Here is a 26639-nt window from a genome sequence, read left to right on the forward strand (position 1 = left end):
ACAGGAAAGCTGGCGTTCGTGTAGCTTAAAATGAGCGGCCTTATAGGGAAAATGCCAAGCTCCTTCCCTAATTCAAGAGGGGTCAGAATGCGCGTCTTCAGGCATTGGATCCGGTCCGTACCCTTTTGCGCGTTCAAGGCTTTGATTAACTTGAAATCCATCGTTAGGAAGCAAAACAAGTTGTGGATCTCAGCAGTACGAATGTGCCATGCGTCTTGACTGTTTTTCGGCCCCATAATCCTGACTAAGGAAGCGTATTCAGGATCTCGCTGCGCATAAGCTTTTAATATTTCTGCTTGTTGAGTGCTATAGATGCCAGTTATTTATTTTAAAATCTTATTTATAATTAAATTTTTAAATTTTAATCAAAATAAGAATTTTTCGATATTTGGTGATTTTATTAATTTTATTTGAGAAATATTATTTTTAAGTTTTTCGCTTTATAACGGTTCATTTTTACTCTGTTCTAAAACTGTATATGTTGCCGCAATATATCCTTTAATCAAGTCTACTTGCAGGAAATATTTGAATGCGTGCAGAAGTGATTTTGAAACCAACGGTTCAAGCTCCTTACGGCTTGGCCAGCCGACCAATCATTTTTATCTCTAATCCCCTTCTCTATCACAGGTACTCCGCGCCTCCTGGCGCGGAGTTTTCCTTCCAAGGGTGTGGAACCCGTCGCCCTCAACTGGCGGCCGGATAGGCGGCGATATGGGCCATGCTCGCCACATAAAGAGTGTCTCCACCGCCAAACATCCAATAGATCTGCGTCACGCCGGGAAGATCGGGGATCACCGTCCAGGCACCGTCGCTCGCCACCGCCACCTGATTGCCCATACCGGCATATACCGTGCCGTTGACCGCCGCCGCCACGACACCGGACGCGCCCGCCGACGTGATCCCGGTGGACACGACGGTGCTGCCTTTACCGATCACCGATTGCAAAGTCTCGGTCGAGGTTGCTGTCATGTAGACGAGATGAGGCACGCCTGAGCCGTTAAAGGCCGCCGCGGTTCGAGAGGCGTTGCCGCTTCCGTGCGACACCAGGGTGAAGTCGAGCGAGGATGGAGAGGTCCACTCACCCAACCATGCCGGTCCGTTCATGTTCACCGTGTCGCAGATGGCGGCGTATAGATTGTCTTCGCCGTCGAGCAGGCAGGAAAAATCCCAGCCGATAATTGGCCCGTAATTTGATGAGCCGAGGGGCATCGTCATTATTTCTTCCCAGGATTGCGTTCCGACCGGACTTCCACTGAATTTATAAACCGTGAGATTGCTGTCATATACCTGGACATAAGGAGCGCCGTCCGAACCGATGAACAAGCCTGTGCAAGTCACGTTGCTCCAGCTTCCTATCTTAATCCACGACGTATAATAATAAATATAGACAGTATTATCGACACAAAGATACAGCTGCCTCCCGGCCGTGGCAATAAAAACAAAAACAGCGGACGAAGGCACTCCAATGCCTTGGCCGATGTCGCTCCAACTCCCATTCATATACATCTGAACGCTCACTTGAGATGTATTTTTGCTTGTGTCTTGAGAGAAACAAGCGGAGAACAGAATGCCATCTTCGTTGGCGGTGATCGCCATCATCATCCCTGCGGGAACCGGAATGGAAGTCCACTTGGAAGTCATCGTCGAATGATCCTTAATTTAAGAGCCGGTTTGAAAAGTAATTCAACGATATTAATCAGTTGTTATTCTCCTTTGTTGTTTAGGCAAATGGAGAGGCACATGACTTAGACTGATATCGCCCGGCGGGATCATAGCCAGATTGGCTTGATATATCCAAGCGACTTGACGGATGGGGAATAGGCTTTAATTGGGCCGATTCTTCCTGCGTCGAAATCGGGCGGCAGGCCCCGTACGACGGATTTGCGCGCGGCGATGAATGCAATCCTCTATCTGGCGAAAGGTGGTTGCCAGTGGCGGATGTTTCCGAAAGACTTTCCGCCGCTATTGACGGTGCAGGGCTATTTCTATGACTGGCGCAACAGGGGCTTGTTTCAGGTGATCCATCTCGACATCAAGCTACCGGGCCGTTTCGATCGCGTTGGTCATCACATTACCGCCGAGCGCAAAGGGCAGAGCAATTCACGCGGTATCGGCTTGTAGTATGCGCACGTCTCAGTCGACGATGCCTCGGGTATCTGGGGAATCCGGGTTTACATATACGGGAGTACGGGGTGGGACATTCCCATTTTTCAGAAATCGTTTAAATTTTTCGCCGTCACTTGCTTGTATTAAAAAACCATATGCGTTGATGCAAAAATGGCCATCGAAAAATTCCTCCATGGGTGTTTGTGGCTCAGTATGCTCAAACTGCATTAGGCACTCCTAGGAGAAATTTGGCTTCTGTTATTTGGAAGGACGCATAACGGAGTCAAATCGAAACTACATACGGTATGAAGATACGTTGAGGATGAAGGCTGTTGTCACAAGCTTGATATCACCGGAATCATAAATTGATATTTCCATCAAGTGTATTTGCAATAACAAAAGATTCACAATAAGCTGATTTTCATATATCTTATTGCCTATTTTTCACTTTTTGATTGCAGAGAAAAAAGAAGTATCTAGGTTGTTCTGGTCCTAGACCGGACCTAACGTCCGGTCATCTCCACCTCTGCCGGTAGTTATCCTACCGGCATGATCGACAAAGACACCATCACCCACCGCCATTGGTCCTTGAAAGTGGGCCGCTTGAACCCGGAAACGGGCGTGAGCGCTGACGTGTTTGGCGCGGTGGTGCTGGCGGTGGATGATCTGCACCAGTCGATTGCCAATATTATTCTAACGCCCAAAGGTTCGGTTACGACCGAGCCGGAGAAGGGTTGCGATGTGCTGGCCGCCATCGACAAGCACCCGGATGTGGGCATTCCGATCCTGACCCGCGAGATCACCGATGCGCTGACCATCTGGGAGCCGCGCATTGTGGTGCAGCAGGTCACCGTGGTGATGACGGCGTTTTCCCGGTTCAAGACGCAAGTGTTCTGGCGTCCGATTGAAAGCGTGATGGATGACCTGTTGATGACGGAGGTCACCTATGGCTGATCCCGTCAAGCGCACAATTGAAGAATTGCGGGCCAATGGTGCGCCGGAATTTTTTGAGCGTGATACCTCGGTGCTGAAGGGGCTGTATAAAGCCAAGTTCGAGGCGGTCAGTGGCCGCACGCTGTATCCTGCGCAAACAGAGATGTTTCTAATTGAGCTGATGGCCTATGCCCATGCGCTGCTGGCCGAAGCCGCCCAAACCGCTACCCTGCAAAACACCGCTGTGTTTGCCGAAGGGGTGCATCTGGAAAACTGTGGCGCGTCGGTTTCCACCTTCCGGCTTTTGGCGCAAGCAGCCAGCACCACGCTGCGGTTTACGCTATCAGCGGTGCGGGATGTAGACACCCCCATTGCGGCGGGAACCCGCGTGGGCGCTGGCAATGCGGTGATCTTTGCCACCGATACCGATCTGATCATTCCAGCCGGAGCGTTGAACGGCGATGTTACGGCCACGGCGCAAACCACGGGCGCAAGCTGGAACGGCCTTGGCACTGGCACGGTGAGCGATGTTCTCGACCCCATCGCCTATGTTGCCAGTGCATCCAATATCACCGAGGTTTCGGGCGGGTCTGACATTGAAGACCCGGAACGCTTCCGGCTTCGCGTGGTCAATGCGCTCTTCACCATTGCCAAGACCGGGCCGAAGAATGGCTACCGCGAACATGTGTTGGCCGTCGATCCGCAGATTGTCGATGTGGCGGTGATCCGGCCAGAGCCGGGTTCTATTCATATCTATCCGCTGATGCAGATCGGCCTGCCATCTGCTGAACTGAAGGCAGCAATCCTTGCCTATCTCGACCCGGAAACATTGCGCCCCATGGGTGACGATGTGGCGGTTTTATCGCCAGAGCCGGTCGCGATCGATATGGCGCTGACCATCCGCTGCCTTTCCGCCGTGCCGGGGCTGGAGGCTGCCTGCCGGGCGGCGGCGGTCGATGCCTTTGACCGTTACACGAAAGCGCTGGGCGCGCAGCTTGCGCCTTCCGTCATCATCTCTGCCGTCAAGGCGGTTGCGGGGGTGAGCGATGTGGCCGTGCAGGGCTTTGGCTTTACCGATCTTGCCGCCCATCAGTTTGCGGTTCTGGCGTCGCTGACCGTCACAATCGAGGTGCGCGCCGATGGCTGATCTGATCCCTGCCGCACTGGTCACACCCGGCATCAATGACGAACGCGCCCGCGCTTTCGCCGCCACGCTCTCCGATATTCTTGGCACTTTCCAGACCTCGGCGCTGCTCATTCAGGACCCGCTGGCGGTGGATGCGAAACTGCTGCCGATCATGACCATCGAGCTTGGCATGAGCGCTTTCATGACACCCGGCCTTCTGGAAACCCATGTACGGCGTTTGCTTGCCCGCGCCCCGGATATTCACGCCATGACCGGAACGGTGGCCGGTGTGCGCCGGGCTCTTGGAGCCTTGGGCGTGACTGTCGACTGGCTGCAATGGTGGCAGAAACAGCCGCCCGGTCCGCACGACACCCATGAGGTGACCGCCTATATCAACGAGCATCTTTTGGACGGGCAGGAGGCGCTTTTGACCGCCGAGACCCAATATGCGGTCTTGCGGGTGATCCGCGCCGTGCAGCGCTGGTCGCAGGAGATCAGCTTTACCCTCGGCGTCGGCTTTTCCTCTTCGGCAAGCCTTGCCGCCGATGGTCAGGCCGCAACCCTGATCAAGCCATCGGCCCGCACGGTCACCGCCATGCCGCAGGCGCGGACCGGCGCGGCCACCGCCGCCGCTGCACTCTCTGTCGTGCGGCCTTCGGCCATGACCGTCTCACAGCACCCGCTCACCGCTCTGGCCGCGTCCATCGGCCTAGCCAGCGTTCAACTCATCACAGCCAGCATGGAAGTGCGCCCATGAAAGCTCTCGTTCCCGTTCTCACCCGCGCCGGAATGCGCGCCGTCTTTAACGCCAGCCGCGACGGGCTTTCCGCCAGGGTGTCGCATCTTGCCTTCGGTGACAGCGCCTATACGCCAAGCGGCGAGGAAACGGCGCTGAAATCGGAAAAGCTGCGCATTCCGATTGCGGGTGGCAGCTGGGTCGGTGATTTCACCATCCACATGACCGGCTTGCTCGACGCCGGGCCGAGCTTCTGGATCCGCGAATGCGGCATGATCCTGTCCGATGGCACATTGCTGGCCGTCTGGTCCGATCCGGCGACGCCGCTTGCCTATAAGACGGACGGCGTTCCCATCGTCACCGCCTTCGATCTGACCCTTGAAGCCCTGCCGCAAGGGGCCGTCACGGTTCAGGCCGGAAACGTCGATCTGTCGCTGTTCTTCGGCGTGGAGTTTTCCCGGCTGGCAACGGCCATCACCGACAATTTCAACCGGCATATGGCGCAGGCGGCAGAGCTTGCCGAGCTGAAGCGGCAGGTTGCTTCTCTCAATTATCGCCTTTCCTGATGGAGACAAATCATGAGCTTGACTGAAGATATTGCCGGGCTGGTCAGCCGGGTCAACACGCTTCTCAACACCTTCGAGACCAAGGAGGCGGCCATCAATGCGGCGGTTGCCGCCGCTGTTGCCGCCGCCCCCGGCGCATCGCGCACCGTCTGGGTGGACCCGGTCAATGGCAATGACAGCAATAGCGGCCTGAGCGTGGCTGCGGCCTTCATGACGTTTGAACGGGCGATAGAAGCGACAGCGCATGTCTCCGTGGTCAACATCAATCTCCTGGGAGATGTGACCATTCGAAAACGGGTCGGGAGCAATGCCGGGACGATCTCGATCAATGGCAGGAGCAGTAACGGTGACCGGACCGTGCCGAAACGCAAGCTCGGTTTTACCGCCATGGCCAGCAATGCGCCGAACATTTATGGAGAGACGTTCCCGGGTGGGCTTGAGCTTCTTTCCCGCGCTGCCCTGCGGTTCGACAATATCGAGATTGTCATGCCCGATATTCCGTCCACAACCACGGCATTCAATCTTTTTGCCGTTTATGGCGGTCTGGCGGTCACCATGTGGGCCGGAGGCATTTACGCCGAAAATGCCAGCACGAAAGCCGTTCTCTATGGGCTGTGGCACACCAACCCGGTTGATCTGTGGTTCGATGGAACCGTGATCGATTCAACGGCGCGCGGCCATATTCTGCCCGGCGTTGCCGCAAGCGCTGATCCGAATGCCATCAAGAATTTCCGCTCCAACGTGACAGCGCTTTGAGGAGAGACCGATGACCGATATGCTTTTGCCCACATCCCCATCATCTTCGCCGCGCTACACCTTGACGCATGAGGGACGTCTTTATGCCGCCTTCACCGCCGAGGCGCTGGCGACTGCCGGTGTGCCTGCGGACGCAATCGAAACGGCGCAGGCCATCGCGCACCGCGAAGCCGTCAAGGCCGAATGCCGCCGCCGCATTTATGCGGTCGGTTCGGCGGAAGCGCAGATGAATGTCACCTCCATCACCGCCACGATCAGCGCCAAAACGGCCTCCAGCCGCAGCGATGCGGAAAAGGCAATTCTCGATGCGGCCAGCCAGTCCATCGAATGGGTGACGGCGATGCGGCAACGGTTCACCGAACTGGCCGATGACATGAGCGCCGATTATCTCGGCGACGCAAGCTGGCCGGAATGCCCTGAAGCCGTGATCGATCTCTATGCGCAGTTCTAACGCCGGTCGCGGAACCAACCACGCATAGCTACCGGGTGCCGGGGCAACGCCCCGGAAGACGGGTGTAAGTTTGGCGACCAACCCCGTCCGACATCAAGAAACGCTCAACTGTCCACCCGTTCTGCCCGAAGGCAGAGCGCGGTCATAATCGGAATCATGAGCGTTAGAAAATGAAAAATATCCGTTGCGGCACATGCACCGCCCTTTTGTTCAAGGCGGGGCGGGCATTTGCCGGTGACCTCGAAATCAAATGCCGCCGTTGCGGCACCATCAATCACATGAGGCCAGCCGAGCCCGAACATGACCGCCTAAAACAACAAGAGCGGCAGAGAAAAACGGCATCCCATGACGAAGCACAAGGCCGGTGATCCGGCCGATTTTCCCGAAAAGACCAGAGAGCCCGACGCCACCTTGCGCGTGGGGCCGCATGGTCTCCTGATCCCGCGCCAGACCTTTGAGGCTTGGGAAGCACGGCTCACTGCAGAGGTCGGCTTTTCCAAAGCGGCCATCGCCGCCGAACTTTGCCGGAGGTTGGGACTGTGAGCGATCTCTATCCTCCCTGCGCGTTTCATCACGATCCGATCAATCCGCGCCAGCGTGACGAGGCGCGTTTTGCCCTCGTGCTGCGTTCCTTGCGCAAATTCGGTTTTCTCCTGCCGCTTTATGCCCGCCAGGACGGTCTCTTGCTGTCCGGTCATCAGCGTTCAGACGCGGCGGCGCGTCTGGGCTGGTCCATTCCTGTTCATGTGGTGGCAAAACATATCCGCGACACGGCAGGGCTTAACCTGACCTTTAACCGCGCCACCAACGATTTTACCCTGATGGATGTTCATCATGACCGGATGGATGCAGAGGCACTGCGCCATCTGCTGGAAAGCCTGCCTGATGCGGATGATCCCTATCCCTGTCGCAATCCGGTTGATGTCGCGATTGCTCCACTGCTTGCGGCAAACCTTCATGGCTTCAACCGCTATGCCTGTAACGCCGCCCGCCAGCTGGGGGAATATGGCATTCGAATGCCGATCGTCATGGATGAAGACGGGACTGTTCTGAACGGGATCGGACGCCTGCAATATGCGTCCGAACGGGGTGAGGCCACTCTTCCCGCAGTGGTCGTCTCACGCGAAAAGGGCGAGGCGATCCGACGTGTCATGAACGGGCTGAGTATGGATTTCCGTCTGAATGACGGCTTCAGGGATGTGCTGCGGACCAATGCCTTTCGCCGCGCCCGACAGCGGCGAAAGGCGCTTGGCAGCGGTTATCTGTTTCCTTTGCGCGAAAGCGGCAAGGAGCGTTGCAGAGATTTCTCGATCAGCGCCAATGCCGGGCGTCTGAAGGCGACCTTTGGTCCGCGCATCCTCGACTTCGGTTGCGGCCATGGCGATGAGGCGCGGATGCTGCGCAAGATCGGCATTGGTGTGACCACATTCGAGCCTTTCCGTTCAACAGGCGGTGTGCCGTCGCGAAAGCGAGGGCGGTATTCCGCTTCTGCTTTTCTGCGCGCTGTCAAGGACGGGCAGCGCTTCACATCCATTCTGCTGTCGAGCGTGCTCAACAGCGTGCCTTTTGACGCTGACCGGCGTCACATTCTGACGATCTGCGCGGCATTGTGCGACCCGGAAACCACGCTGTTTGCTGCGGCCCGCTCGCGGCATGATCCGAACTGGGTGGAAACCTCGCAGGGTATCGGCCTTGGGAAAACGGCGGCCCGTTCAGCCCGCTTCATCCTGCTCGATGAGCCGGGCATGTCGGTGTCGGAGCTGAACGCAAATCCCAAGGTGCAACGATATTTCCAGCCCTCCGAATTCCGCAGTCTCTTCGAAGATTTGTTCGAAGATGTGTCTATCGGCCTGCACATTAATAACGTCACGGCCACTTGCCGCAGGCCGAAGCCTATCGATCTTGACCGGTTGCGCCAGGCGCTTCGGTTCGAGTTTGATTTGCCCTATCCCGAAGGCCGCATGGGCTTTGCCGACAAGGCGCTCTCGGCCTTCTCGCAGCGTCTGGGGGTGTCGCTGTGAAAGACTGGACCTTTAACGGATTGGAGCGCGAATTCGACAGCCATGTGCGCCAGCATCTGCCCTGGTATGATGTGGCTGCCGACGCTGTGGCCCTGATTGCCAGACACTATATCCCCCAGCGCGGCCTCATCTACGATATCGGCTGTTCGACGGGCAATGTGGGCCGCTCCCTCGGCGACATCATCGAAGCCCGTGAAGCGCGCCTGATCGGCATCGACAATTGCGCGGATATGGCAAAGGCCTATCAGGCTCCCGGAGAGCTGGTCATTGCTGACGCTGGCAGTTTCGAGTTTGAGCGGTTCGATGTGGCAGTGATGTTTCTGACGCTGATGTTCATGCCGGTGGCTGAGCGGTCAGACTTCATGCGCCGCCTGCGGTCACGTCTCAAACCGGGCGGGGCTATCGTCATCTTCGACAGATGCGTGGCGGCAACCGGCTATGAGGCAACGGTGATGATGCGCATGATCTGGAACGGCAAGTTACAGGCTGGTGTGTCATTCGCTGAGGTGGCGGAAAAGGAAATGCGCCTTGCCGGTATTCAACGGCCCATCGAACCGCACGAACTTGGAGGGGAAGCGCTCGAAATATTCCGCTTCGCCGATTTCGCCGGATGGATCATTCGCGGGTGAGAGAGACGCTTGACACAGATGGGCGGCGACTTGGCCGCCCTTCGCACTTCATATTCTGGTGTCCAGAAGCTAACGCCAATTTGTCCAGAAGCTTCCGCCGCGCCACAAAAACTGTTGATCATCTTTGACAAAGGGACAATCTCGCTACAGTAAGCGCAAGGCTAAAAATCGAAAAAATCTAATGATTTTAATGGCGCACCCGACAGGATTCGAACCTGTGACCTTTGGAATCGGAATCCAACACTCTATCCAGCTGAGCTACGGGTGCAGTCATAGGCATCAGATTCTATCAGTCGTCCGCCTGCAACGCTATGAGCCGTACATAGCCTAGTCTTCGATCTGCATCAATGGTCAAAATGGCAATCGTACACAGGAAGTTGTTTATGCTTGAACCGGGAAACAAACGTCCGGCTCAGCCTGTGAGGCTTTGTGCAGAATATGCGGCTCTTCCGTCTAATGGCATGTTTTATATAATTTTTTTATTTTCTTTTGCAGGTGACGCCTTTTTGGAAGCTTTAGGTTTTCAGAATGATCTCATTCAGGGGTTGCTAAATCGTTTTGTTCTAGAATAATTTCCTGAGAGACGGATCTTGTGCAGTTTTGTAAAGAAGGGTAAAGTTTTCTGGAAGGATCAGGGGGTGTATCGCGTGCAATGATTCGATCCTGTGTGGGGCAGGGAATCAATGGAATTGGAAAAGGGGCAATGACAGATCATTTTCATATGGAAGACGGAGCCGGGCTCAGAGGCGGCCTCCCGGAATATTCGGCTCTTTCGCAGTCTCTGGGTTTCAGGGTTCGGCGGGCGCAGTTGGCGATCATGCAGGATTTCAATGATGTCCTGGGAGGCATGAGGATAAAGCCTGCCGATTTTTCGGTTTTGTCGTTGATTGCGGAGAATTCCGGGCTCAAGCAAAGTGATGTGGCTGCGGCCCTTTCCATCCAGCGGGCAAATTTCGTGGCGATTGTCGATGGCCTTGAAAATCGTGGGCTGATCGAACGCCGTCGCTCCGAGGTCGATCGTCGTGTCTATTATCTGCACCTGACAGATGCAGGGCATGAATTTCTCGAATCGCTTCTGCCGAAATGGCGTGAGCATGAGGACAAGTTCATCGGTCGCCTGGGTGGTGAAGGCAAGCGGGATGAACTGATCGCCCTGTTGAAGTCTATTGCCGATTGAGGAAGGTTGCCCCTCGGTTTTGCCATTCATCTGGAGGTTCGTCCTGTGCCGCTATAATGCCGGCTTGGTTGACCTCAGCGTGACAGGCGTTTGAGAGCCCTGTCTATCATCTGGTTGGCAAGGGTCATTCGATGATGGGCTGCGGCGTGAAAGGCGGGATGTACTCTGTCTGGATGGTTGTGCAAGGCATAGGCGCGGCGTTTGGCGTGAAGGTTTTCACTGGTGTCGTTGTCGCTCAGGCCAAGGTCCTCAGCAATCTCGGCTGCTGAGAGTCGCTTGAGATGTGCAGGCATGTCGGGGATGGCGTCCTGTTGCCGGTTCTGCGTGGCAGGGTGGGGGAGGTCCGCTCGATCCGGCATGAAATCCAGATAATGGTCCTCAGCCCAGCGGCCGCCAGGTGCTGCAGAATTTTCCGTTGGTTTAACGAAGCTGGAATTGAGGCCGCGGATACGAAAGCCAGTTTCCGCTGTGCTCGGCTCTGGTGTTTCGGTGTTTTCCCGAGTGAGCCGATCCACGACGGACTGAAAAAGCGATTGACCTAGCAACATCAAGATGTCCGTTTTGCTTTGCGGCAGCCTGTTAGAGCATCATATTGATCGCATGATGCTCTAAATCTGCTGCATCACTTTGTCATTGAATCGATATTGATTTAAGCATTTGTGCAGTAAATTTGCCACGCAACCTTACCCTTAATCCGGTTTCGGCTTAAGGCGTTTGTCCTGACGCTCATGGAGGTTATCTCGCCTTGTCATGGCAAGAATGCCGCGCTGACCAAATTTATGGTCCATGCGATTCGGTCCTTAGCCCTGAAAGCATACTGTATAAGTGTTGAAACAGGAATCGCTTACTGTACAATTTTGTAGGATGAGAGCATCGGCCGAAAAGTGGGCGCCGGTTTTCGGAAAACCCGATGCGGAAACAAAATCTGAGAGCATCGTGCCGAAAATCAGAATCGGCACGATGCTCTAAATCGGTTCGATGAGGAAAGGCTGCAGCGTTACTGCGAACATTGGTCAGCGATATATGGCGCGCGCCGCTGGTAAGCGATTCCGGTTTGAGCACGCCTGCTGTAAAGATTGTGTTAAGAAATGCTTTTGCGGTTGATCTCGAACTTGGTTTTGTCGGACTGGCAATGGTAACCTTTCAGGAAGACGTGGTGAACGTAAGAGGGGTTGCCTGTCACCAGAAGAAGCTGTCGCAGTAAAGCATGTCGCGTTTTATTTTTCTCAAGGAAATTCTAATGGACATGCGAAAAAACAAACACTTAAAGCACGTTGACTGAGGCTGATAAGCCGCAATGTGCTTTAAGTTGCCAGGGTGGGGATTTAGATGCGCCCTGCCAGCAAGGTTATGGTCGGTTCACCGGATCGCCCGACTGGAATGAGAAACGAGTGATGTATGCCGGGCAATGATTCCGGTTGAAAGGGGTCTGTGTTTGCAAGCTGAGGCGGGGCTTCTTGCAATTGCCTGTCGCAAAATCGAAGACTTGACCATTCCAGCCTTCGTCAAGGACGATCAATTGCGCTTTATGGCCGTGAATGCGGCCTTTGAACAGTTTTTTGGTCAGCCCGCGGAATGTCTGCGCGGGCGGCGGATCAGCGATGTGACGAGACGACCGGAGGATCAGGCCTGGGAGGAGGTCGAGCGGCGCTGCCTGACCTCTGGTGAAGAGCAGCTTGCTTTATGCTTCGGACAGCAGTCCTGGTCGATTGAGCGGTTGCAGATCGAGCGTTTTCTTGACGAAGAGGGCAGCGCCTATATTTTCGGCCTTTCTCGTAAAGCCGATGGCAGTGTGCAACGGTCGGGGCGGACCATGCGCGATGGTGGTTACCAGCCTGGACGGATTCTTTCCCGGACCCTTGCGACAGAAGAGGCGGCACTGAAACCCTCCTGGAGAATGATGGTCGATCATCTGCCGATGGCGGGCCTGCATATTGGGGCCGATGGACGGATCATGCATGCCAATCCGGAGGCGCAAAGTCTTCTGGCCGGTTGGCAGATCGACCTGACTGTGTCGACGCATATTCAGACCTTTCTAACGCGTTTGCAGCCTCTGGATGAAACGGGTGTCGCCCTTGAAGGCAAGCATGTTGGTCTGGACGATCTCTGCCGGGATCAGGGCAGGATGTTTTCCGATCGGCTTCGGCAGGCGCCGTGTCTTTGCCTTTGGGCGCGTCGTTTGCCGCAGGCCGATTATCTGATCTTTGCAACGGCTGCACCCCGGCGCGCTCACGCCGATGACAGCCGAGAGGACGATCTTTACCGGATTGCTCTCGAACATGTGCCAGAGCCTGTTTTTCTGCGTGACAGCCAGCGCCGTCTGATCTTTGCCAACGCGGCCTACGAAACCTATCTCGGCAAGGAACGCAGCCTGTTTTACGGAATGCGCGAAGACGAGATGTTTCCCGAGACGGGCGAGATCATGCGCGAGGAAAATATCGGCGTGCTCAAAACCGGCAACAGCCTGGAAATCGAGCAGGTCGTCAGCTTGCCAAACGGAGAGGTTCTGCCGGTTCTGACCAGTCTCAAGCGGATCCAAACTGCTGCAGGCGAGCCCTTCATCGTTGGCACTTTTGCCGATCTGAGCCTCGTCAAGGTGCGTGAACGCGAGATGGAGCAGGCAAGGCAGGAAGCAGAGCATCTCTGCCAGGACATGGACACCATTTTGCGGGACATGCCGACAGGCGTGATGATCCTGAATGAAGATCTGATCGTCAGTTTTTCCAACGATCGCGCCAGAAACATGTTGAAATGGCCGGAAGGCCTTGACTTGAACGGCGTCGGCCTACGCGATTTTCTCGACATCGCCTATACCAATGGCTGGCCACTGATCGATGGGCTGGATCAGGCGGGCAGTGTCGCGCGTCGGTCTGAGGATTATGAAAAACTTCAGGGGGCCGATTTCCGCACGGTCGAATTTGTCGATGGCCGTCAATATGTGCTCAATCTCAGCCGTTTGAGTGATCGCAAGATCGTCGTCGTCATGACCGATTTCAGCGAAAGTCGCCAGTATCGTCGGGAAATAGATGATGCAAAAGCGCAGTTGAGCGCACTTGGTGCTCTGCTGCAGGACGCGACCGCAGGCATGGCGCAGGGCCTGTGTGTTCTGGAAAAGGCAAGGGTGGTGTTCACCAACGGCAAATATGCCGACTTGATGGATATTCCTCCCGAACTGTTGATGAAGGGTGTTCCTCTCCAGGATATCTACGATTACTGTGGGCGCAGAGGCGATTTCGGCAGCGATCCGGAGACATTGCGGCTGTCTCTCCTCAGGCAGCTTGACGTGGATGGGCATGTGTCTTTCGAGTTTCAGTGTGGAGAGGCGCAATGGCTGCGACTGGACATTACGGGCAATTATCGGGAGCGTCTTCTCATTCTGGCAACCGATATTTCCTCTGACAAGCGCCGTGAGACGGAACTGACCGAACTTGCCCACCAGGCAAAGGCTGCAGACCGGACGAAAAGCCGCTTTCTGGCCAATATGGGCCATGAGTTCCGCACCCCGATGAATGGGGTTCTCGGCATGGCGGAATTGCTGGCTGCTTCGAATCTCGATGCGCGGCAGAAGACATTCGTCGATGTGATCCTGAAATCGGGCCGGTCGATCCTGACCATGATCAATGACATTATCGAATTTTCCCGCATCGATGGCGGACAGATCACCCTGTCTGCCACCCCTTTCGATCCCGTGGAGGCGGTGGAGGAGGTGGTGAGTTTCATGGCGGGGGAAGCCCGACAGTCCGGTTCGCAGATCATAGCGCGGGGCTCCACACGGCTCAGGCATATGCTTAAGGGCGATGTTGGCCGCTTTCGTCAGATTCTGACCGTGCTTCTCGGCGCTTCGCTTCAGGCAACCCAGGAAGGGCATGTGCTGATCGATCTCAATGAGGATGTCCAGGCTGAAGAGAGCATGGTTAATCTTCGCATCGAGATTGTCGATAACGGCCATGGCCTGACACGCGAGCAGATCGGTCAGGCCTTTAGCCGTTTTGCGCCGATGGAGGAGGAGGGAAGCCACTGGCGAGGCGGTGCGGGATTGTCGTTCAACATCGCCACGGGTCTGGTCAAGGCATTTGGCGGCGAGATCGCCTTGAACAGCGAGGTGGACAGGGGCGTGACTGTCCGTGTGACGCTGCCCTTTGCCATGTCAGGCGAGCGACAGGATAGGATTGCGTCCGCTGCCTTGCAGGGGGCGAGGGTTCTGGCCTTCGATAGTCACCCGCTGGCATGCGATAGTCTTCTCGAACATCTTCTGCAATGGCAGTTCGATGCAGCTGCGGTGAATGACTGGCACATGGCCTGCTCCATTCTGGAAGCGGCGGCTGATGCTGGCGATCCTATCGAGGTGTTGATTGTCGATCTTTTCGCGCCGCATAAGGGCGGTGCAGCACTTCTGGCCTGGCTTCGCGGTGATCCGCGGTTTGCCGATCTTGCCGTTCTTCTGATCACGGCGGATGGCGTCGGTCATGGCCGGATGACGGATCTGGGCGGGGGCCTGCGTGCAGAACTCATCAAACCGGTGTTGGCAAGACCGATGCTGTCTGCCGTTAGCGATCTTCTGCGACAGCGCCGGCGTATCGTGCGGATGAATGCGAAAGACCAGATCGGCACGGGCGGCGCGGACAACGAGGTGACACCACTGTCGGAAGACACCAATCAAGGCTGCGATGAAGAGGATATGGAACTCGGTTCACGGCGACAGCGGATGAGTTGATGGTTTCAACCTTGCATCGGCTGCGTGCGTCTGCCCGTTATGGTTTCATTGAAGACAATGAAACGCAATATGCAGCATATTGAAAGCGTTACAGCGTCCTTTTTGCCATATTGGGTGCACAAAGGACGCTCTCAAGGATCAGGCGATCGGTTTTTCGCCGCAAAGCATTTCCCGTTTCCCGGCAAAGCCCGGTTTTCTTTCCACCTTGAAACCTGCCTCTGCCAGATTACGGCGGACGAAACCGGCTGCGGCATAGGTGGCAAAACGACCGCTGGGCCGGGTGAGGTCAAAAAGGCGGCGCATCAGATCGAGTGACCACATGGCCGGGTTGCGGGACGGAGCAAAGCCGTCGAGATACCAGGCATCGAAGGGCGTGTTCATCTGCGACAGTGTGGTCAGCGCATCGCCGCAGATCACGACGAGCCGGGTGGCCTCGTCGAGTTCGCATTCGATCCGGCCTTGCGGATCGGCGGGCCAGAGCCTGAGCAGCGCCTGCCGCTCCGCCTCGATCTCCGGCCAGCGCGACAGCGCCCGTCCGATGGCCTCTGCCTGCATCGGGTAAAGCTCGAAAGAGGTAAAGGTCAGCCGGTCGCCGGGCCTGCGGGTCGCCTTGAACTGCCGCCAGCTCTCCATGGCATTGAGGCCGGTGCCGAAGCCAAGCTCGCCGATACGGAAGTCGCTTCTTCCGATCCAGCGCTCCGGAAGGCCGTTGCCGGTGAGGAACACATGGCCGCATTCAGCCCGACCGTCGCTGCGACAGTAAAAATGGTCGCCAAAAGCGGTCGAATAGGGCATATCGCCCTCATGCCAGACAAGAGGTGGCAAGACAGGGGACGGTTCCACCGAGGATGCCTGTGCCGTGTCAAGGTCCGTATGGTGCGGATCAAACGTGGAATGGGTCATGACAACAGCCGATAATGCGATGCGTAAGCCGGGTCAATTGCCTGATGCGGCCAAAGGGGTGGGGGGCGGTACTGATCTTCTGATTGTCGGTGGCGGTATCATGGGCCTGTGGGCGGCCTGGTTTGCCGCGCGCGCCGGACTGAGAACCGTGCTGGTCGAGAAAGAGCGCCTTGGGGCGGGTGCAAGCGGCGGGTTACTCGGCGCGCTGATGCCGCATATGCCGGACAAATGGTCGGAGAAAAAACAGTTCCAGTTCGATGCGCTGGTGTCTCTGGAGGAGGAGATTGCCGCGCTGGAGGCGCAGACCGGCCTTTCCACCGGGTATCGCCGCAGCGGGCGGCTGATTGCCCTGCCGAAAGACCATTTACGCGCCATTGCCGAACGGCACAGCCGCGATGCCGAAACGGTGTGGCAGAGTGAGAGCCGGTCGTTTCACTGGCAGGTCATGGACCATTCGCCCTATGGTTCAGACTGGCCCGATCCCTCCTTTACCGCGGGCGGGCTGGTTCACGATACGCTGGCTGCAAGGCTGTTTCCACGCCATCTTCTGACGGCTCTCAGAAGGGCGCTGGAGGATCACCCGGCTGTGACGCTTCTGGAGGGGGTGTTTTTGACGCGGCTTGACCCACATACCGGATCGGCACAGCTGTCGGATGGACGTGAGCTTGCTTTCGCGCATGTCGTGCTGGCTGCCGGGGTGGAGAGTTTTGCCCTTTTGTCGCAGTGGGCCGCGCCGGGATCGGACAGCCCGCGCCTTGGAACGGGCGTGAAGGGGCAGGCGGCCTTGCTGAAGGCGGATATCGATCCGTCCTGGCCGCTTTTATATCTCGACGGGCTTTATGTCGTGCCGCAGGAGGGTGGGGTTGTCGCCATCGGCAGCACCAGCGAAAACCGCTATGACGATCCTGTCTCGACCGATGCGCAACTGGATGATCTTCTGCAGCGGGCAGTAGCGCTTGTCCCGTCTTTCCGGAATGCCCCCGTGCTGGAGCGTTGGGCCGGGGTCAGGCCGAAAGCCGTCGAGCGTGATCCGATGGTCGGCCCGCATCCCGATCTGCCGCGGCTGATTGCGCTGACCGGTGGTTTCAAGGTCAGTTTCGGTCTTGCGCACCGGCTGGCACAGGCAGCACTTTTGCCTCTCCTCGGATCGGGGCCGGTTCTACCGGCCTCGTTTACGCTGGCGCATCATCTGCAATGTGCCGGGCATCGGCACACATCTGACAAAAAAAATTCACGAAATAGTTGAAGACAGCATTTGCCACTTCGTCATAGTGTCATGCAAATCGCCTATTTCCCATCGCCAACAAGCGGCAGAAGGACCTGATTCTGTCGCTTTCCGGGAGATGGCGGCATGAGATACTCGATTTGCTATACACCTTCAGCGCGAGAGCCGCTGGCTCAGGCCGCGGCAAGCTGGCTGGGTCGTAGCGTCTATTCCGGCGAGGCGGTCGAGCATCCGCAGGTGAAGGGGCTCGGTCTGCAGGAGATTGCCTTTCACACCGCGCTGCCGCGCCGCAACGGGTTTCACGGCTGTCTGAAGGCGCCTTTCCATCTGCATCCGGAAGTGAGCGAGGCGATGCTTTTGCGCGAGCTGATGCAGTTTGCCGGCATGATCGAGCCGTTTTCCCTGCCGCCCCTGGAGATTGGCCGTCTCGGCGATCATTGCGGGTTGATGCTGGCCGAACCCTCTCCGGCGCTCGACCGGCTGGCGGGGCTGGTGGTGCAGGCCTTCGACCGTTTTCGCGCGCCGCTGACGGAAGACGAAATCGACCGCATGGTGCCCGAGCGGCTGAGCGCGCCGCAATTTGCCAATCTCTACCGCTGGGGCGATCCGCATGTTCTCGATGAATTCCGCTTCTCCATGCCGCTGACCGGGCCTTTGCCGTTGCATGAGCGGGAGCGGTTCCTGTCGGTTTTGCGCGGTTATTTTGCCTCCTGCCTTGAGATGTCGCCGGTATTTTCCAGTCTTGCCCTGTTTGTCGAGCGGGAGGCGGGTGCGCCGCTGGTCGTGCATTCCCTGCATCCGATGGGCCGGGTGTCGGCGCGGCGCATCGCCTGAATTGCCCCCTCGACAAGTGGCTTGCGGCTTTATACCGTCAGCGGCAAAACGAGGGTGTAACGATGCAAAACAACCACTATCCCCGCAATCTCGTCGGTTATGGCCGCAATGCGCCCGATCCACGCTGGCCAGGTGACGCACGTATCGCCGTGCAATTCGTCATCAATTACGAGGAAGGCGGCGAAAGCTGCATTCTCGATGGCGATCCGGCTTCCGAATGCCTGCTGTCGGAGATTGTCGGGGCGCAGCCCTGGCCGGGCCAGCGCAATCTCAATATGGAATCGCTCTATGAATACGGCTCACGGGCTGGCTTCTGGCGGCTTCACCGGCTGTTCACCGGGCTTGATGTGCCGGTCACGGTCTATGGCGTCACGCTGGCCATGGCGAGGAACCCGGAAGCTGTCGCGGCAATGAACGAGGCAGGCTGGGAGATTGCCAGCCATGGCTATCGCTGGCTGGAATACAAGGATGTTCCCGAAGAGACAGAGCGCCAGCACATTCTGGACGCCGTGCGGCTGCACACGGAAGTGGCCGGTGAACGGCCTTACGGCATGTATCAGGGCAAGCCGTCTGACAATACGCTGCGGCTGGTGATGGAGGAGGGCGGTTTTCTCTATTCCTCCGACAATTATTCCGACGATCTGCCCTTCTGGGTGCCGGATCTTCAGGGCAGGCCTTTCCTGATCATTCCCTATACGCTCGATACCAATGACATGCGGTTTGCCACGGCGCAGGGTTTTAACAGCGGCGATCAGTTTTTCACCTACCTTAAGGATGCCTTCGACACGCTCTATGCCGAAGGGGCGGATGGTCAGGCAAAGATGATGTCCATCGGGCTGCATTGCCGTCTGGTCGGGCGTCCGGGCCGTATTGCCGGTCTCAAGCGCTTTATCGAGTATGTTCTCTCCCATGATAGGGTGTGGATCCCGAAGCGCATCGATATTGCCCACCATTGGCACGCGCATCACAAACCTGTGTAGTGAGGGCGAGCGCAGCAGCGGGCGGCAGACAGCCTCGCATCAGTTTCGCGGCTTACGCTTGTTCGGGATAAGAAGGGCGACCTGTGCCTTCAGTGTGAAGGGTGCAGGTTTTTGTCCTCAGCCATCCGTCCCGTTTCCTCGATAAGCGATATGTCATGACCGCCTTAGCATCATCCTTGCCCATGATTTCCACTCTTGATGAGCTTTTGGGGGCGGTTTCCACCCTTCTCGATCGGGATCGGCGGGATGTCGCCATGGGCCTCCTCATCGATAACGAGCGCCTGACGGCCTCGCATCCGGTCATGGCCAAGACGTTGGCCTTTCTTCTGCTCGACTGTGAGCGCTGGCAGGAGGCGGTCGGCTGGTTCGACAGAGTGCTGGCCGTTCTGCCGGACGATCCGTCTGCGCTGGATGGGCTCGGCATGGCGCTGATCAAGTCAGGCGGCGCTGGCGAGCGGGCGCTTGCCTGTTTTGAAAAAGTGGTGGTGCTGAAGCCCGCCGATGCCAGCGCCTGGTATCATCGCGGCGTGCTCCTGGCCGATCAGGGCCAGACCGGGCTGGCGCTGATCAGCCTGGAACGGGCAATCCAGCTTGACCCCGATTATGCGCTGGCGATCATCAAGAAGGGCAATCTGCTCGATGCAACGGGCGATCTGCAAGGCGCGCTGCACGCTGCCGCACGTGCGCTGGAGCTTGCGCCCGAAGAAGCCTCTGCCTGGTGTCTGTTTGCCGATGTGATGCAGAAGCGCGGCCAGTTCGACAAGGCGATCGAGGGCTATGATCAGGGCCTGTCTCTCTCGCCGGACGATTTCTACTGCCTGTGCAACAAGGCGCAGGCGCTGGAAAAGACCGAGCGTCTCGACGAGGCCCTGCAGCTTGCCCGCCGCGCACTTGCGCAAAAACCGGACAATGTCGATGCGCTGCTTTTATGCGGCCATTTGGAAAAGGCGACGGGCAATGAAGAGGCGGCCTATCGCCATTTCCTTGCCGCCAGCAGGCAGGGCGTGGTGCGCCGTTACCGGGCAGCCGGGCCGGGTGAGAAACTGAAGGCGCTGATGCTGTTTGCCCCCTTTGCCGGCAATACGCCCTACGAGGATATGGTCGAAGGCGCCAGTTTCGATGCTGACCTCATTCTGGTGTTGCCGGGGGCGGAGTATGATGTGGAGAGCCTGCGTGCGAGCGCCGATGTCGTGGTCAATCTCGTGTCCGATGTCGATCTGTCTGCCGCTATTCTTGAGCCTGTCAGGGCACTGGTCGATGCGCTCGCGCTGCCAGTGGTCAATCCGCCCCTGAAGATTGCCGGAACCGACCGCGAAGCGATTGCCGCCCGCCTTAAGGATATTCCCGCCACCGTGCTGCCTGAGACCCGCCGCGTCACGGCAGACGAACTGGAAAAGGCCGTTGAACAGAAGAGCGGCTTGCATTTCCCGCTGATCCTGCGTCATGCCGGCACCCATGGCGGCGATCTGATGGAGAAGATCGACGATGAAAACGCCATGCTCGCCTTTTCGCGCGAGGCTGGCGGTCAGGATCTCTATCTGACGGATTATGTCGATTACGCCTCAGCCGACGGCCTTTATCGCAAATATCGCTGGGTTTTCGTCGGGGAGGAAATTCTGCCCTATCATCTGGCGATCGGTTATGGCTGGAAGGTGCATCACGCCTCGACCCGCATGGCCGAGGTGGAGTGGATGCGTGACGAGGAAAAGGATTTTCTCGACGATCCGCGTGCCTTTTTCGAGCCCGATGTGATGGCGGCGCTGGAAACCATTCGAAACCGCATCGGGCTTGATTATTTCGGCATCGATTGCGGTCTCGATCGTCAGGGTCGATTGGTGGTTTTCGAGGTTAATGCCTCCATGCTGGTGCATCTGAGAAATTACGGCTTTGAATATAAGAATCCCTATGTTTTGCGGATAAAGCAAGCCTTTGCCCGGATGCTGGCCGAGGTGGCGAAGACCTCGGCCCGTTGAAAAGGTGCAGCGATTGACGCTGATCCGGCTATAATCTTCGGTTTCAGGCCGCCTGTCCCATCATGCTGCGGGCGGGTCTGCCGGCCAGACGCCCATGCGTGACCTCGCCAAGATTGAACTGGCCGATCATGCTCTTCAGCTTGTCGCTTTCTCTGGCAAGAGTTGCGGCTGCGGCACTGCTTTCCTCGACCATGGCGGCATTCTGCTGGGTGGCCTGATCCATGCTGTTGACGGCGGCATTGACCTCCGACAGGCCGGTGGACTGCTCGCGCGCGGCGGTGGAAATGGCCACGACATGATCATTGATCTCGACGATCAGCGTGCTGATCGATTTCAGCGCCTCACCGGTGTCACTGACCAGCTTGACGCCGCCGGCCACTTCCTGGGTGGAATTGTGGATCAGATCCTTGATTTCCTTGGCGGCTTTGGCCGAGCGCTGGGCAAGCTCTCGCACTTCCTGCGCAACGACGGCAAAGCCGCGTCCCGCTTCACCGGCTCGGGCTGCCTCAACGCCGGCATTGAGCGCCAGAAGATTGGTCTGGAAGGCAATTTCATCGATCACGCCGATGATGTTGGAAATCTTGCCGGAAGATTCCTCGATGCGGCTCATGGCATTGACGGCCTGCGCCACCACGTGACCGGAGGTTTCGGCGCTGTCCTTGGCGCGGCCGGCGACTTCTCTCGCATCCTGGGCGCGTTGTGATGAGGCCGTCACATTGGCGGTGATTTCTTCCAGGGCTGCGGCGGTTTCCTCAAGGCTCGATGCCTGAGTTTCGGTACGGCGGGAGAGATCATTGACCCCCTGGCTGATTTCCTGTGTGCCGTCGCCCATGACGCGCACGCTGTCGGTAATCAACTGGAATGTATCGCGCAACTGGCTGACCGAGCGGTTGAGATCGTGACGCAGAAACTCGAATTCCGGCGAGAAGGGTTCGTTCAGCTGAAAACCGAAATCGCCCGAACATAGCCGTTTCAGGCTTTCGCCCAGGGATGACACCGTTTGGACGCGTTGGGTGACATCGGTGGCAAATTTCACCACCTTGACCACCTTGCCGTTCTGATCGAGGATCGGATTGTAGGAGGCCGAAATGATAATCTGACGGCCATCCTTGGTCACCCGTTTGAATTCTGCCGCCTGATATTTGCCGTCATTGAGCAGTCTCCAGAATTCGCGATATTCGGGAGAACTGGCATAGTCCTTTTCCACGAACATGCTGTGATGCTTGCCTTTTATCTCGTCCAGACCATATCCCATGGTTTTGAGAAAATTGGCATTGGCCGTCAGGATCGTGCCATCGATATTGAATTCGATAATAGCCTGTGAGCGGCTGATGGCGGCAATTTGCGCGGCATAATCCAGATTGAGCAGCCGCGCCTTGGCATCGGCCCATTCGACGACGAAACCGTGAAGCTTGCCTTTCTGTTTGAGCGGCGTCACCACCAGATCGAAGAGACGGTTGCCGACCTTGATCGTGGCGCTGTGCTGGCTGGTGAGTGCCGCCAGCATCCCGCGCTGATGGGCCGGGTTCTTGTGGAAGACATCGATATTGCTGCCAATCAAAGTGTCGACGCTGAAGCGTGGCAGTTCCTTTTTCAGATCAGCTTCCGCTTCCCGCAGCAGGTGGATGACGGCTGGATTCATATAGGTGATGTTCAGTTTGGCGTCCGCCACCATTACATTTGCCTGCAAGGCTTCCAGAGCCAGGATCTTGTCCGTTATCTTTTTGCCAACCAATGCCCCAAGCGCCATCTGTCCTCTCCCATGAGTTTCTGGATGGGAAGATATATATGGGTATTTAAAAAATGCCTAATTAAGTTTATAATTGTATACTTTTCCTGTAAATATATGCTGTTTTTGGAAGTGTTACGGTTGGTTTTGCATTTTCTGTCGATATTTTCAGAACGATGACCACAGATCGCTTCTGTCGTGTCCCGTTCGTTTGAACGAGATATGAAAACCGGCTTTCATTTTTCCTCGGACCCAAACTCTATCATGTGCCTGTCCGGCCTTGTGAGAGCATGAAATGCGCGCGGATTGTTATCTTTGTTGCCTAAATTTTAGGCATTAATCCCTGGTCATTCGGTTCATCTCTTCGTTTTGCGGGGAGAGATGGCTAAACAGAGCGATGCTCTCGTCCTTTCTACAAGCGCAGCCCGGGTAGAACCGGCTGCGGCAGGTACCGCTATGATGGCTGCGGACAATTGTGCACGCTTCTTGCATTGGACCCTGTGTTGTATTCTTATGCTGTAAAACAACGGGGATGGCGCACTTGGCATTTGATGAAATGATGACGGCGGACGGCAGTCCGCGTGAGCCCTATGAAAAATACTGGGAGTGGTATTCCAGCCAGGATCCGAAGCACCTGATTGCCAAATCGCGGGATGCCGAAACCATCTTCCGCAAGACTGGCATTACCTTCGCCGTTTACGGTCATGCCGATTCCTCCGAAAAGCTCATTCCTTTCGATCTCATTCCGCGAATCATCTCCGGTCAGGAATGGCGCAAGCTGGCGCAGGGAATCGAGCAACGGGTGCTGGCGCTCAACGCCTTTCTCGACGACATCTATCACAAGCAGGAAATCATCAAGGCCGGGCGCATTCCCCGCGAACTGATCGAGAAAAACGAGGCATTTCTGCCGGAAATGATCGGTTTCAGGCCGCCGGGCGGCGTCTACACCCATATTGTCGGCACCGATATCGTGCGCACTGGCGAAGGCCAGTTCTATGTGCTGGAGGACAATGCCCGCACCCCGTCGGGTGTCTCCTACATGCTGGAAAACCGGGAAACCATGATGCAGATGTTCCCGGAGCTGTTTCAGCTCAACAAGGTACAACGGGTGGAGGATTATCCTCATCTGCTGCGCCAATCGCTGGCGTCGCTGGCGCCGAAGGGCTGCAAGGGCAAGCCACGCGTGGCGGTACTGACCCCCGGCATATACAATTCCGCTTATTACGAACATTCCTTCCTTGCCGACATGATGGGCGTGGAACTGGTGGAAGGCTCGGATCTGCGTGTCATCGATGGCAAGGTGAAGATGCGCACCACCCGCGGCTATGAAGCGATTGATGTGCTTTATCGCCGTGTCGACGATGATTTTCTCGATCCTTTGACCTTCCGGCCTGACAGCTATCTTGGCGTGCCCGGCATCATGGATGTCTACCGCGCTGGCAATATCACCATCGCCAATGCGCCGGGCACGGGCATTTCCGACGACAAGGCGATCTATTCCTATATGCCCGAGATCGTGGAATTCTATACCGGGCGTAAGGCGATCCTCGAAAACGTGCCGACCTGGCGCTGTTCGGAAGCGGGCAGCCTGGCCTATGTTCTGGCCCATCTGGAGGAACTGGTGGTCAAGGAGGTGCATGGCTCTGGCGGCTATGGGATGCTGGTCGGTCCGACGGCGACGAAGCGCGAGCGTGCCGCCTTTGCCGAGAAGCTGAAGGCCAAGCCGAACAATTACATCGCCCAGCCGACGCTGTCGCTGTCCACCGTGCCGATCCTGGTCAACAAGGGGGTGGCACCCCGCCATGTCGATCTTCGGCCTTATGTGCTCGTCTCCGACAAAGTGCAGATCATTCCCGGCGGTCTGACCCGCGTGGCTCTGAAACAGGGCTCGCTGGTGGTCAATTCCAGCCAGGGCGGCGGCACCAAGGACACATGGGTACTGGAGGACTGAGATCATGCTGGGAAGAACCGCAAACGGTCTCTTTTGGATGTTTCGTTACATTGAGCGCGCCGAAAACATCGCTCGTCTGGTCGATGCGGGCCTGCGCGTGTCGTTGACGCGCACCGGCGCCACCGATGACGACTGGACCGGCGTTTTGCAAAGCGCCGATGTGCTGGACATCTATCAACAGAGCAATGACAAGGTAACGGCGGCTGACGCCGTGAATTTTCTGTTGCGTGACAAGGCCAATGCCTCAAGCGTCATGTCCTGCATCGAGGCGGCGCGCAACAATGCCCGCATGGTGCGCACGGCGCTGACGCGGGAGACCTGGGAAGCGACCAATGAATGCTGGATCGAACTGACGCAGATATTGGCGCGTCGGCTGAAATCCGCCGACCTGCCGGAGGTGATTGATACGATCAAACGCCGCGCTGGCCTCATTCGCGGCGCGTTTCATGGCTCGATGCTGCGCAACGAGATCTATAACTTCGCCCGCATCGGAACCTTTATCGAACGGGCGGACAATACCAGCCGCATTCTCGATGTGAAATATTATGTGCTGCTGCCCTCGGTGACGCAGGTCGGCTCCTCGCTCGACAATATCCAGTGGGAATCGATACTGCGATCGGTTTCGGCGCACCGCTCCTATCGCTGGATTTATGACGGGGATTATGTGGCAAGCAATATTGCCGAATTCCTGATCCTCAAGGGGGAAATGCCGCGCTCGCTCGCCTATTGCTACGAAAAGATTGTCAGCAATCTCGGCTATATCGGCAAGGACTATGGCGAACGCCTTGCCGCCCATGAGACGGCAGACAGCATTCGCTCAACCCTGCTTTCCACCAGCATCGCCCGCATCATGGATCAGGGACTGCATGAATTCCTCGACAATTTCATTCACCGCAACAATCAACTCGGCAATGAAATTTCCGAGGGCTACCGGTTTTACAGGTGAGGGGCTCGCATGCGTCTGAATATCCAGCATGTTACCGAATATCGTTACGATGAACCGGTGCCGTTTTTTCTGCAACGTCTGCGGCTGACCCCGCTTGAGGGGCCGGGCCTGCATGTGCTGTCGTGGAATATTTCCGTGACCGGCGCCAGCGTCGAGGCCGGTTTCAACGACCAGTATGGCAATCATACCCATCTCGTCTCGGTGAATGGTGAAAGCCAAAGCATTCGCGTTGTTGCCGGTGGCAAGGTTGATACCCATGACCGGGCCGGCGTCTATGGCCCGCATCTGAGCTTTGCCCCGCTCTGGCTCTATCTGCGTGAGACGCCGCGGACCAAACCGGGCAAGACAATCCGGGAGCTAGGCAAAAGCCTGGAAGGGGAAAACGAACTGGCGAAAATGCATGACCTGATGGGCAAGCTCCACGCTCTGATGCAGTTCCAGCCGGATGCGACTTCGACCGCGACCACGGCGGAGGAGGCGTTGGAGGCCAGAGCCGGGGTCTGTCAGGATTACGCCCATATCTTCATCGCCGCCGCCCGCGTGATGGGCATTCCGGCCCGCTATGTCTCTGGCTATCTGATGATGGAAGGGCGAACAGAGCAGACGGCAACGCATGCCTGGGCCGAGGTGTTTCTGCAGGGGCTGGGCTGGGTCGGCTTTGACGCCGCCAACAATATCTGCCCCAACGAACACTATGTCCGCCTGGCCTCCGGCCTCTGCTATAGCGATGCCGCGCCGATCTCCGGCATGCGCATCGGCGACGCCGGTGAAAGCATGAGCGTCAGCGTGCATGTGTCCGCTGAGGAGCTGTGAGGCTGAAGCTGCGTCTTGCGCCGTAGCAGAATGATCGCTGAACGATAAAAACACCGTGCGGGCTGCCCGC

Annotated in this window: 24 protein-coding genes, 1 tRNA gene and 1 pseudogene; 21 read left to right on the plus strand and 5 right to left on the minus strand. The window is 57.0% G+C overall.

Going from position 1 to position 26639, the window contains the following annotated elements; all coding sequences use genetic code 11:
* Nucleotides 1-684: 684 nt before the first annotated feature.
* Complete coding sequence (locus tag NAC44_RS02000) at nucleotides 685-1641, minus strand: hypothetical protein (RefSeq protein ID WP_250937273.1); 957 nt, start codon at nucleotides 1639-1641, stop codon at nucleotides 685-687.
* Between the two features lie 114 nt (nucleotides 1642-1755).
* Here NAC44_RS02000 and NAC44_RS02005 point away from each other — a divergent pair.
* From NAC44_RS02005 to NAC44_RS02055, 11 genes and pseudogenes are all read left to right on the plus strand, one after another.
* Nucleotides 1756-2025 (plus strand): annotated as a pseudogene (locus tag NAC44_RS02005) (transposase); the annotation flags it as partial.
* A 630-nt stretch (nucleotides 2026-2655) separates the two neighbouring features.
* The gene (locus NAC44_RS02010) at nucleotides 2656-3060 is read left to right on the plus strand and encodes a GPW/gp25 family protein (RefSeq protein ID WP_250937274.1); all 405 of its coding nucleotides are present in this window, start codon (nucleotides 2656-2658) and stop codon (nucleotides 3058-3060) included.
* Nucleotides 3053-4186 (plus strand): baseplate J/gp47 family protein, encoded by a 1134-nt coding sequence (locus NAC44_RS02015; RefSeq protein ID WP_250937276.1) that lies wholly within the window; start codon nucleotides 3053-3055, stop codon nucleotides 4184-4186. Before NAC44_RS02010 ends, NAC44_RS02015 begins: the two co-directional genes overlap by 8 nt.
* Nucleotides 4179-4922 carry a phage tail protein I gene (locus NAC44_RS02020; protein ID WP_250937278.1) on the plus strand — a complete coding sequence of 248 codons (744 nt, stop codon included), beginning with the start codon at nucleotides 4179-4181 and terminating at the stop codon, nucleotides 4920-4922. Before NAC44_RS02015 ends, NAC44_RS02020 begins: the two co-directional genes overlap by 8 nt.
* Entirely contained in the window at nucleotides 4919-5467 is a 549-nt protein-coding gene (locus tag NAC44_RS02025) for a phage tail-collar fiber domain-containing protein (protein ID WP_250937280.1), read from the plus strand. Before NAC44_RS02020 ends, NAC44_RS02025 begins: the two co-directional genes overlap by 4 nt.
* Before the next feature lie 12 nt (nucleotides 5468-5479).
* The gene (locus tag NAC44_RS02030; protein WP_250937281.1) at nucleotides 5480-6223 is read left to right on the plus strand and encodes a hypothetical protein; all 744 of its coding nucleotides are present in this window, start codon (nucleotides 5480-5482) and stop codon (nucleotides 6221-6223) included.
* A gap of 10 nt (nucleotides 6224-6233) precedes the next feature.
* Nucleotides 6234-6674, plus strand: a complete 441-nt coding sequence (locus tag NAC44_RS02035; RefSeq protein WP_250937283.1) for a hypothetical protein — start codon at nucleotides 6234-6236, stop codon at nucleotides 6672-6674.
* Between the two features lie 170 nt (nucleotides 6675-6844).
* Complete coding sequence (locus tag NAC44_RS21405; protein WP_420839836.1) at nucleotides 6845-7042, plus strand: Com family DNA-binding transcriptional regulator; 198 nt, start codon at nucleotides 6845-6847, stop codon at nucleotides 7040-7042.
* Nucleotides 7020-7217 carry a hypothetical protein gene (locus NAC44_RS02045; protein WP_250937287.1) on the plus strand — a complete coding sequence of 66 codons (198 nt, stop codon included), beginning with the start codon at nucleotides 7020-7022 and terminating at the stop codon, nucleotides 7215-7217. Before NAC44_RS21405 ends, NAC44_RS02045 begins: the two co-directional genes overlap by 23 nt.
* On the plus strand, nucleotides 7214-8695 hold the full coding sequence (locus tag NAC44_RS21310; protein WP_250937288.1) for a methyltransferase domain-containing protein: 1482 nt from the start codon (nucleotides 7214-7216) through the stop codon (nucleotides 8693-8695). The genes NAC44_RS02045 and NAC44_RS21310 overlap by 4 nt, the downstream gene beginning before the upstream one ends.
* On the plus strand, nucleotides 8692-9324 hold the full coding sequence (locus tag NAC44_RS02055) for a class I SAM-dependent methyltransferase (protein ID WP_250937290.1): 633 nt from the start codon (nucleotides 8692-8694) through the stop codon (nucleotides 9322-9324). The genes NAC44_RS21310 and NAC44_RS02055 overlap by 4 nt, the downstream gene beginning before the upstream one ends.
* 191 nt (nucleotides 9325-9515) lie before the next feature.
* On the opposite strand, the gene NAC44_RS02060 is transcribed toward NAC44_RS02055, so the two are convergent.
* Nucleotides 9516-9592: transfer RNA gene (locus NAC44_RS02060), tRNA-Arg, on the minus strand.
* A 115-nt stretch (nucleotides 9593-9707) separates the two neighbouring features.
* Here NAC44_RS02060 and NAC44_RS02065 point away from each other — a divergent pair.
* Together NAC44_RS02065 and NAC44_RS02070 are read left to right on the plus strand one after the other, a co-directional pair.
* The gene (locus NAC44_RS02065; protein WP_250937292.1) at nucleotides 9708-9896 is read left to right on the plus strand and encodes a hypothetical protein; all 189 of its coding nucleotides are present in this window, start codon (nucleotides 9708-9710) and stop codon (nucleotides 9894-9896) included.
* Nucleotides 9897-10027: 131 nt separating this feature from the next.
* The gene (locus tag NAC44_RS02070) at nucleotides 10028-10501 is read left to right on the plus strand and encodes a MarR family winged helix-turn-helix transcriptional regulator (RefSeq protein ID WP_250937293.1); all 474 of its coding nucleotides are present in this window, start codon (nucleotides 10028-10030) and stop codon (nucleotides 10499-10501) included.
* A gap of 74 nt (nucleotides 10502-10575) precedes the next feature.
* Here the strand turns inward: NAC44_RS02070 and NAC44_RS02075 are convergent, their stop codons facing one another.
* The gene (locus NAC44_RS02075) at nucleotides 10576-10794 is read right to left on the minus strand and encodes a hypothetical protein (protein WP_250937295.1); all 219 of its coding nucleotides are present in this window, start codon (nucleotides 10792-10794) and stop codon (nucleotides 10576-10578) included.
* Nucleotides 10795-11987: 1193 nt separating this feature from the next.
* Between NAC44_RS02075 and NAC44_RS02080 the strand changes: the two genes are divergently transcribed.
* Nucleotides 11988-15215, plus strand: coding sequence for a PAS-domain containing protein (locus NAC44_RS02080; protein WP_250937297.1), 3228 nt, complete (start codon nucleotides 11988-11990; stop codon nucleotides 15213-15215).
* Between the two features lie 138 nt (nucleotides 15216-15353).
* Here NAC44_RS02080 and mnmC2 read toward each other — a convergent pair whose 3' ends face one another.
* Nucleotides 15354-16118: a tRNA (5-methylaminomethyl-2-thiouridine)(34)-methyltransferase MnmC2 gene (gene mnmC2, locus NAC44_RS02085; protein WP_250937299.1), complete on the minus strand. Its 765-nt coding sequence runs from the start codon at nucleotides 16116-16118 to the stop codon at nucleotides 15354-15356.
* On the opposite strand from mnmC2, the gene NAC44_RS02090 reads away from it, so the two are divergent.
* The 4 genes from NAC44_RS02090 to NAC44_RS02105 all read left to right on the plus strand — a co-directional run bounded on the left by NAC44_RS02090 (nucleotide 16117) and on the right by NAC44_RS02105 (nucleotide 21130).
* Entirely contained in the window at nucleotides 16117-17364 is a 1248-nt protein-coding gene (locus NAC44_RS02090) for an NAD(P)/FAD-dependent oxidoreductase (protein ID WP_420839837.1), read from the plus strand. The genes mnmC2 and NAC44_RS02090 overlap by 2 nt on opposite strands.
* A gap of 105 nt (nucleotides 17365-17469) precedes the next feature.
* Nucleotides 17470-18177 (plus strand): DUF1045 domain-containing protein, encoded by a 708-nt coding sequence (locus tag NAC44_RS02095; RefSeq protein WP_250937300.1) that lies wholly within the window; start codon nucleotides 17470-17472, stop codon nucleotides 18175-18177.
* 62 nt (nucleotides 18178-18239) lie between these two features.
* Nucleotides 18240-19157, plus strand: coding sequence for an allantoinase PuuE (gene puuE, locus NAC44_RS02100; protein WP_250937302.1), 918 nt, complete (start codon nucleotides 18240-18242; stop codon nucleotides 19155-19157).
* Nucleotides 19158-19339: 182 nt separating this feature from the next.
* Nucleotides 19340-21130, plus strand: coding sequence for a tetratricopeptide repeat protein (locus NAC44_RS02105; protein ID WP_250937303.1), 1791 nt, complete (start codon nucleotides 19340-19342; stop codon nucleotides 21128-21130).
* Between the two features lie 43 nt (nucleotides 21131-21173).
* On the opposite strand, the gene NAC44_RS02110 is transcribed toward NAC44_RS02105, so the two are convergent.
* Nucleotides 21174-22880: a methyl-accepting chemotaxis protein gene (locus tag NAC44_RS02110; protein ID WP_250937304.1), complete on the minus strand. Its 1707-nt coding sequence runs from the start codon at nucleotides 22878-22880 to the stop codon at nucleotides 21174-21176.
* Between the two features lie 520 nt (nucleotides 22881-23400).
* Between NAC44_RS02110 and NAC44_RS02115 the strand changes: the two genes are divergently transcribed.
* Genes NAC44_RS02115 through NAC44_RS02125 form a run of 3 tightly spaced genes read left to right on the plus strand, consistent with a single transcriptional unit; the run spans nucleotide 23401 to nucleotide 26569 of the window.
* Entirely contained in the window at nucleotides 23401-24810 is a 1410-nt protein-coding gene (locus NAC44_RS02115; protein WP_250937306.1) for a circularly permuted type 2 ATP-grasp protein, read from the plus strand.
* 4 nt (nucleotides 24811-24814) lie between these two features.
* On the plus strand, nucleotides 24815-25756 hold the full coding sequence (locus NAC44_RS02120) for an alpha-E domain-containing protein (protein ID WP_250937308.1): 942 nt from the start codon (nucleotides 24815-24817) through the stop codon (nucleotides 25754-25756).
* A 9-nt stretch (nucleotides 25757-25765) separates the two neighbouring features.
* Nucleotides 25766-26569, plus strand: coding sequence for a transglutaminase family protein (locus tag NAC44_RS02125; protein ID WP_250937309.1), 804 nt, complete (start codon nucleotides 25766-25768; stop codon nucleotides 26567-26569).
* The last annotated feature ends 70 nt before the right edge of the window (nucleotides 26570-26639 follow it).

Source organism: Allorhizobium sonneratiae (assembly GCF_023700755.1).
GTDB lineage: Bacteria > Pseudomonadota > Alphaproteobacteria > Rhizobiales > Rhizobiaceae > Allorhizobium > Allorhizobium sonneratiae.

Excerpts from the sequence above, each read along its gene's own strand:
- NAC44_RS02015 (WP_250937276.1), top strand. The coding sequence starts at position 3,053 with ATGGCTGATCCCGTCAAGCGCACAATTGAAGAATTGCGGGCCAATGGT.
- NAC44_RS21405 (WP_420839836.1), top strand. The coding sequence starts at position 6,845 with ATGAAAAATATCCGTTGCGGCACATGCACCGCCCTTTTGTTCAAGGCG.
- NAC44_RS02070 (WP_250937293.1), top strand. The coding sequence starts at position 10,028 with ATGACAGATCATTTTCATATGGAAGACGGAGCCGGGCTCAGAGGCGGC.
- NAC44_RS02105 (WP_250937303.1), top strand. The coding sequence starts at position 19,340 with ATGATTTCCACTCTTGATGAGCTTTTGGGGGCGGTTTCCACCCTTCTC.
- NAC44_RS02025 (WP_250937280.1), top strand. The coding sequence starts at position 4,919 with ATGAAAGCTCTCGTTCCCGTTCTCACCCGCGCCGGAATGCGCGCCGTC.
- NAC44_RS02020 (WP_250937278.1), top strand. The coding sequence starts at position 4,179 with ATGGCTGATCTGATCCCTGCCGCACTGGTCACACCCGGCATCAATGAC.
- NAC44_RS02030 (WP_250937281.1), top strand. The coding sequence starts at position 5,480 with ATGAGCTTGACTGAAGATATTGCCGGGCTGGTCAGCCGGGTCAACACG.
- mnmC2 (WP_250937299.1), bottom strand. The coding sequence starts at position 16,118 with ATGACCCATTCCACGTTTGATCCGCACCATACGGACCTTGACACGGCA.
- NAC44_RS02010 (WP_250937274.1), top strand. The coding sequence starts at position 2,656 with ATGATCGACAAAGACACCATCACCCACCGCCATTGGTCCTTGAAAGTG.
- puuE (WP_250937302.1), top strand. The coding sequence starts at position 18,240 with ATGCAAAACAACCACTATCCCCGCAATCTCGTCGGTTATGGCCGCAAT.
- NAC44_RS02125 (WP_250937309.1), top strand. The coding sequence starts at position 25,766 with ATGCGTCTGAATATCCAGCATGTTACCGAATATCGTTACGATGAACCG.
- NAC44_RS02120 (WP_250937308.1), top strand. The coding sequence starts at position 24,815 with ATGCTGGGAAGAACCGCAAACGGTCTCTTTTGGATGTTTCGTTACATT.
- NAC44_RS02045 (WP_250937287.1), top strand. The coding sequence starts at position 7,020 with ATGACGAAGCACAAGGCCGGTGATCCGGCCGATTTTCCCGAAAAGACC.
- NAC44_RS02065 (WP_250937292.1), top strand. The coding sequence starts at position 9,708 with ATGCTTGAACCGGGAAACAAACGTCCGGCTCAGCCTGTGAGGCTTTGT.
- NAC44_RS02000 (WP_250937273.1), bottom strand. The coding sequence starts at position 1,641 with ATGACTTCCAAGTGGACTTCCATTCCGGTTCCCGCAGGGATGATGATG.
- NAC44_RS02035 (WP_250937283.1), top strand. The coding sequence starts at position 6,234 with ATGACCGATATGCTTTTGCCCACATCCCCATCATCTTCGCCGCGCTAC.
- NAC44_RS02075 (WP_250937295.1), bottom strand. The coding sequence starts at position 10,794 with ATGCCTGCACATCTCAAGCGACTCTCAGCAGCCGAGATTGCTGAGGAC.
- NAC44_RS02090 (WP_420839837.1), top strand. The coding sequence starts at position 16,117 with ATGACAACAGCCGATAATGCGATGCGTAAGCCGGGTCAATTGCCTGAT.
- NAC44_RS02095 (WP_250937300.1), top strand. The coding sequence starts at position 17,470 with ATGAGATACTCGATTTGCTATACACCTTCAGCGCGAGAGCCGCTGGCT.
- NAC44_RS02110 (WP_250937304.1), bottom strand. The coding sequence starts at position 22,880 with ATGGCGCTTGGGGCATTGGTTGGCAAAAAGATAACGGACAAGATCCTG.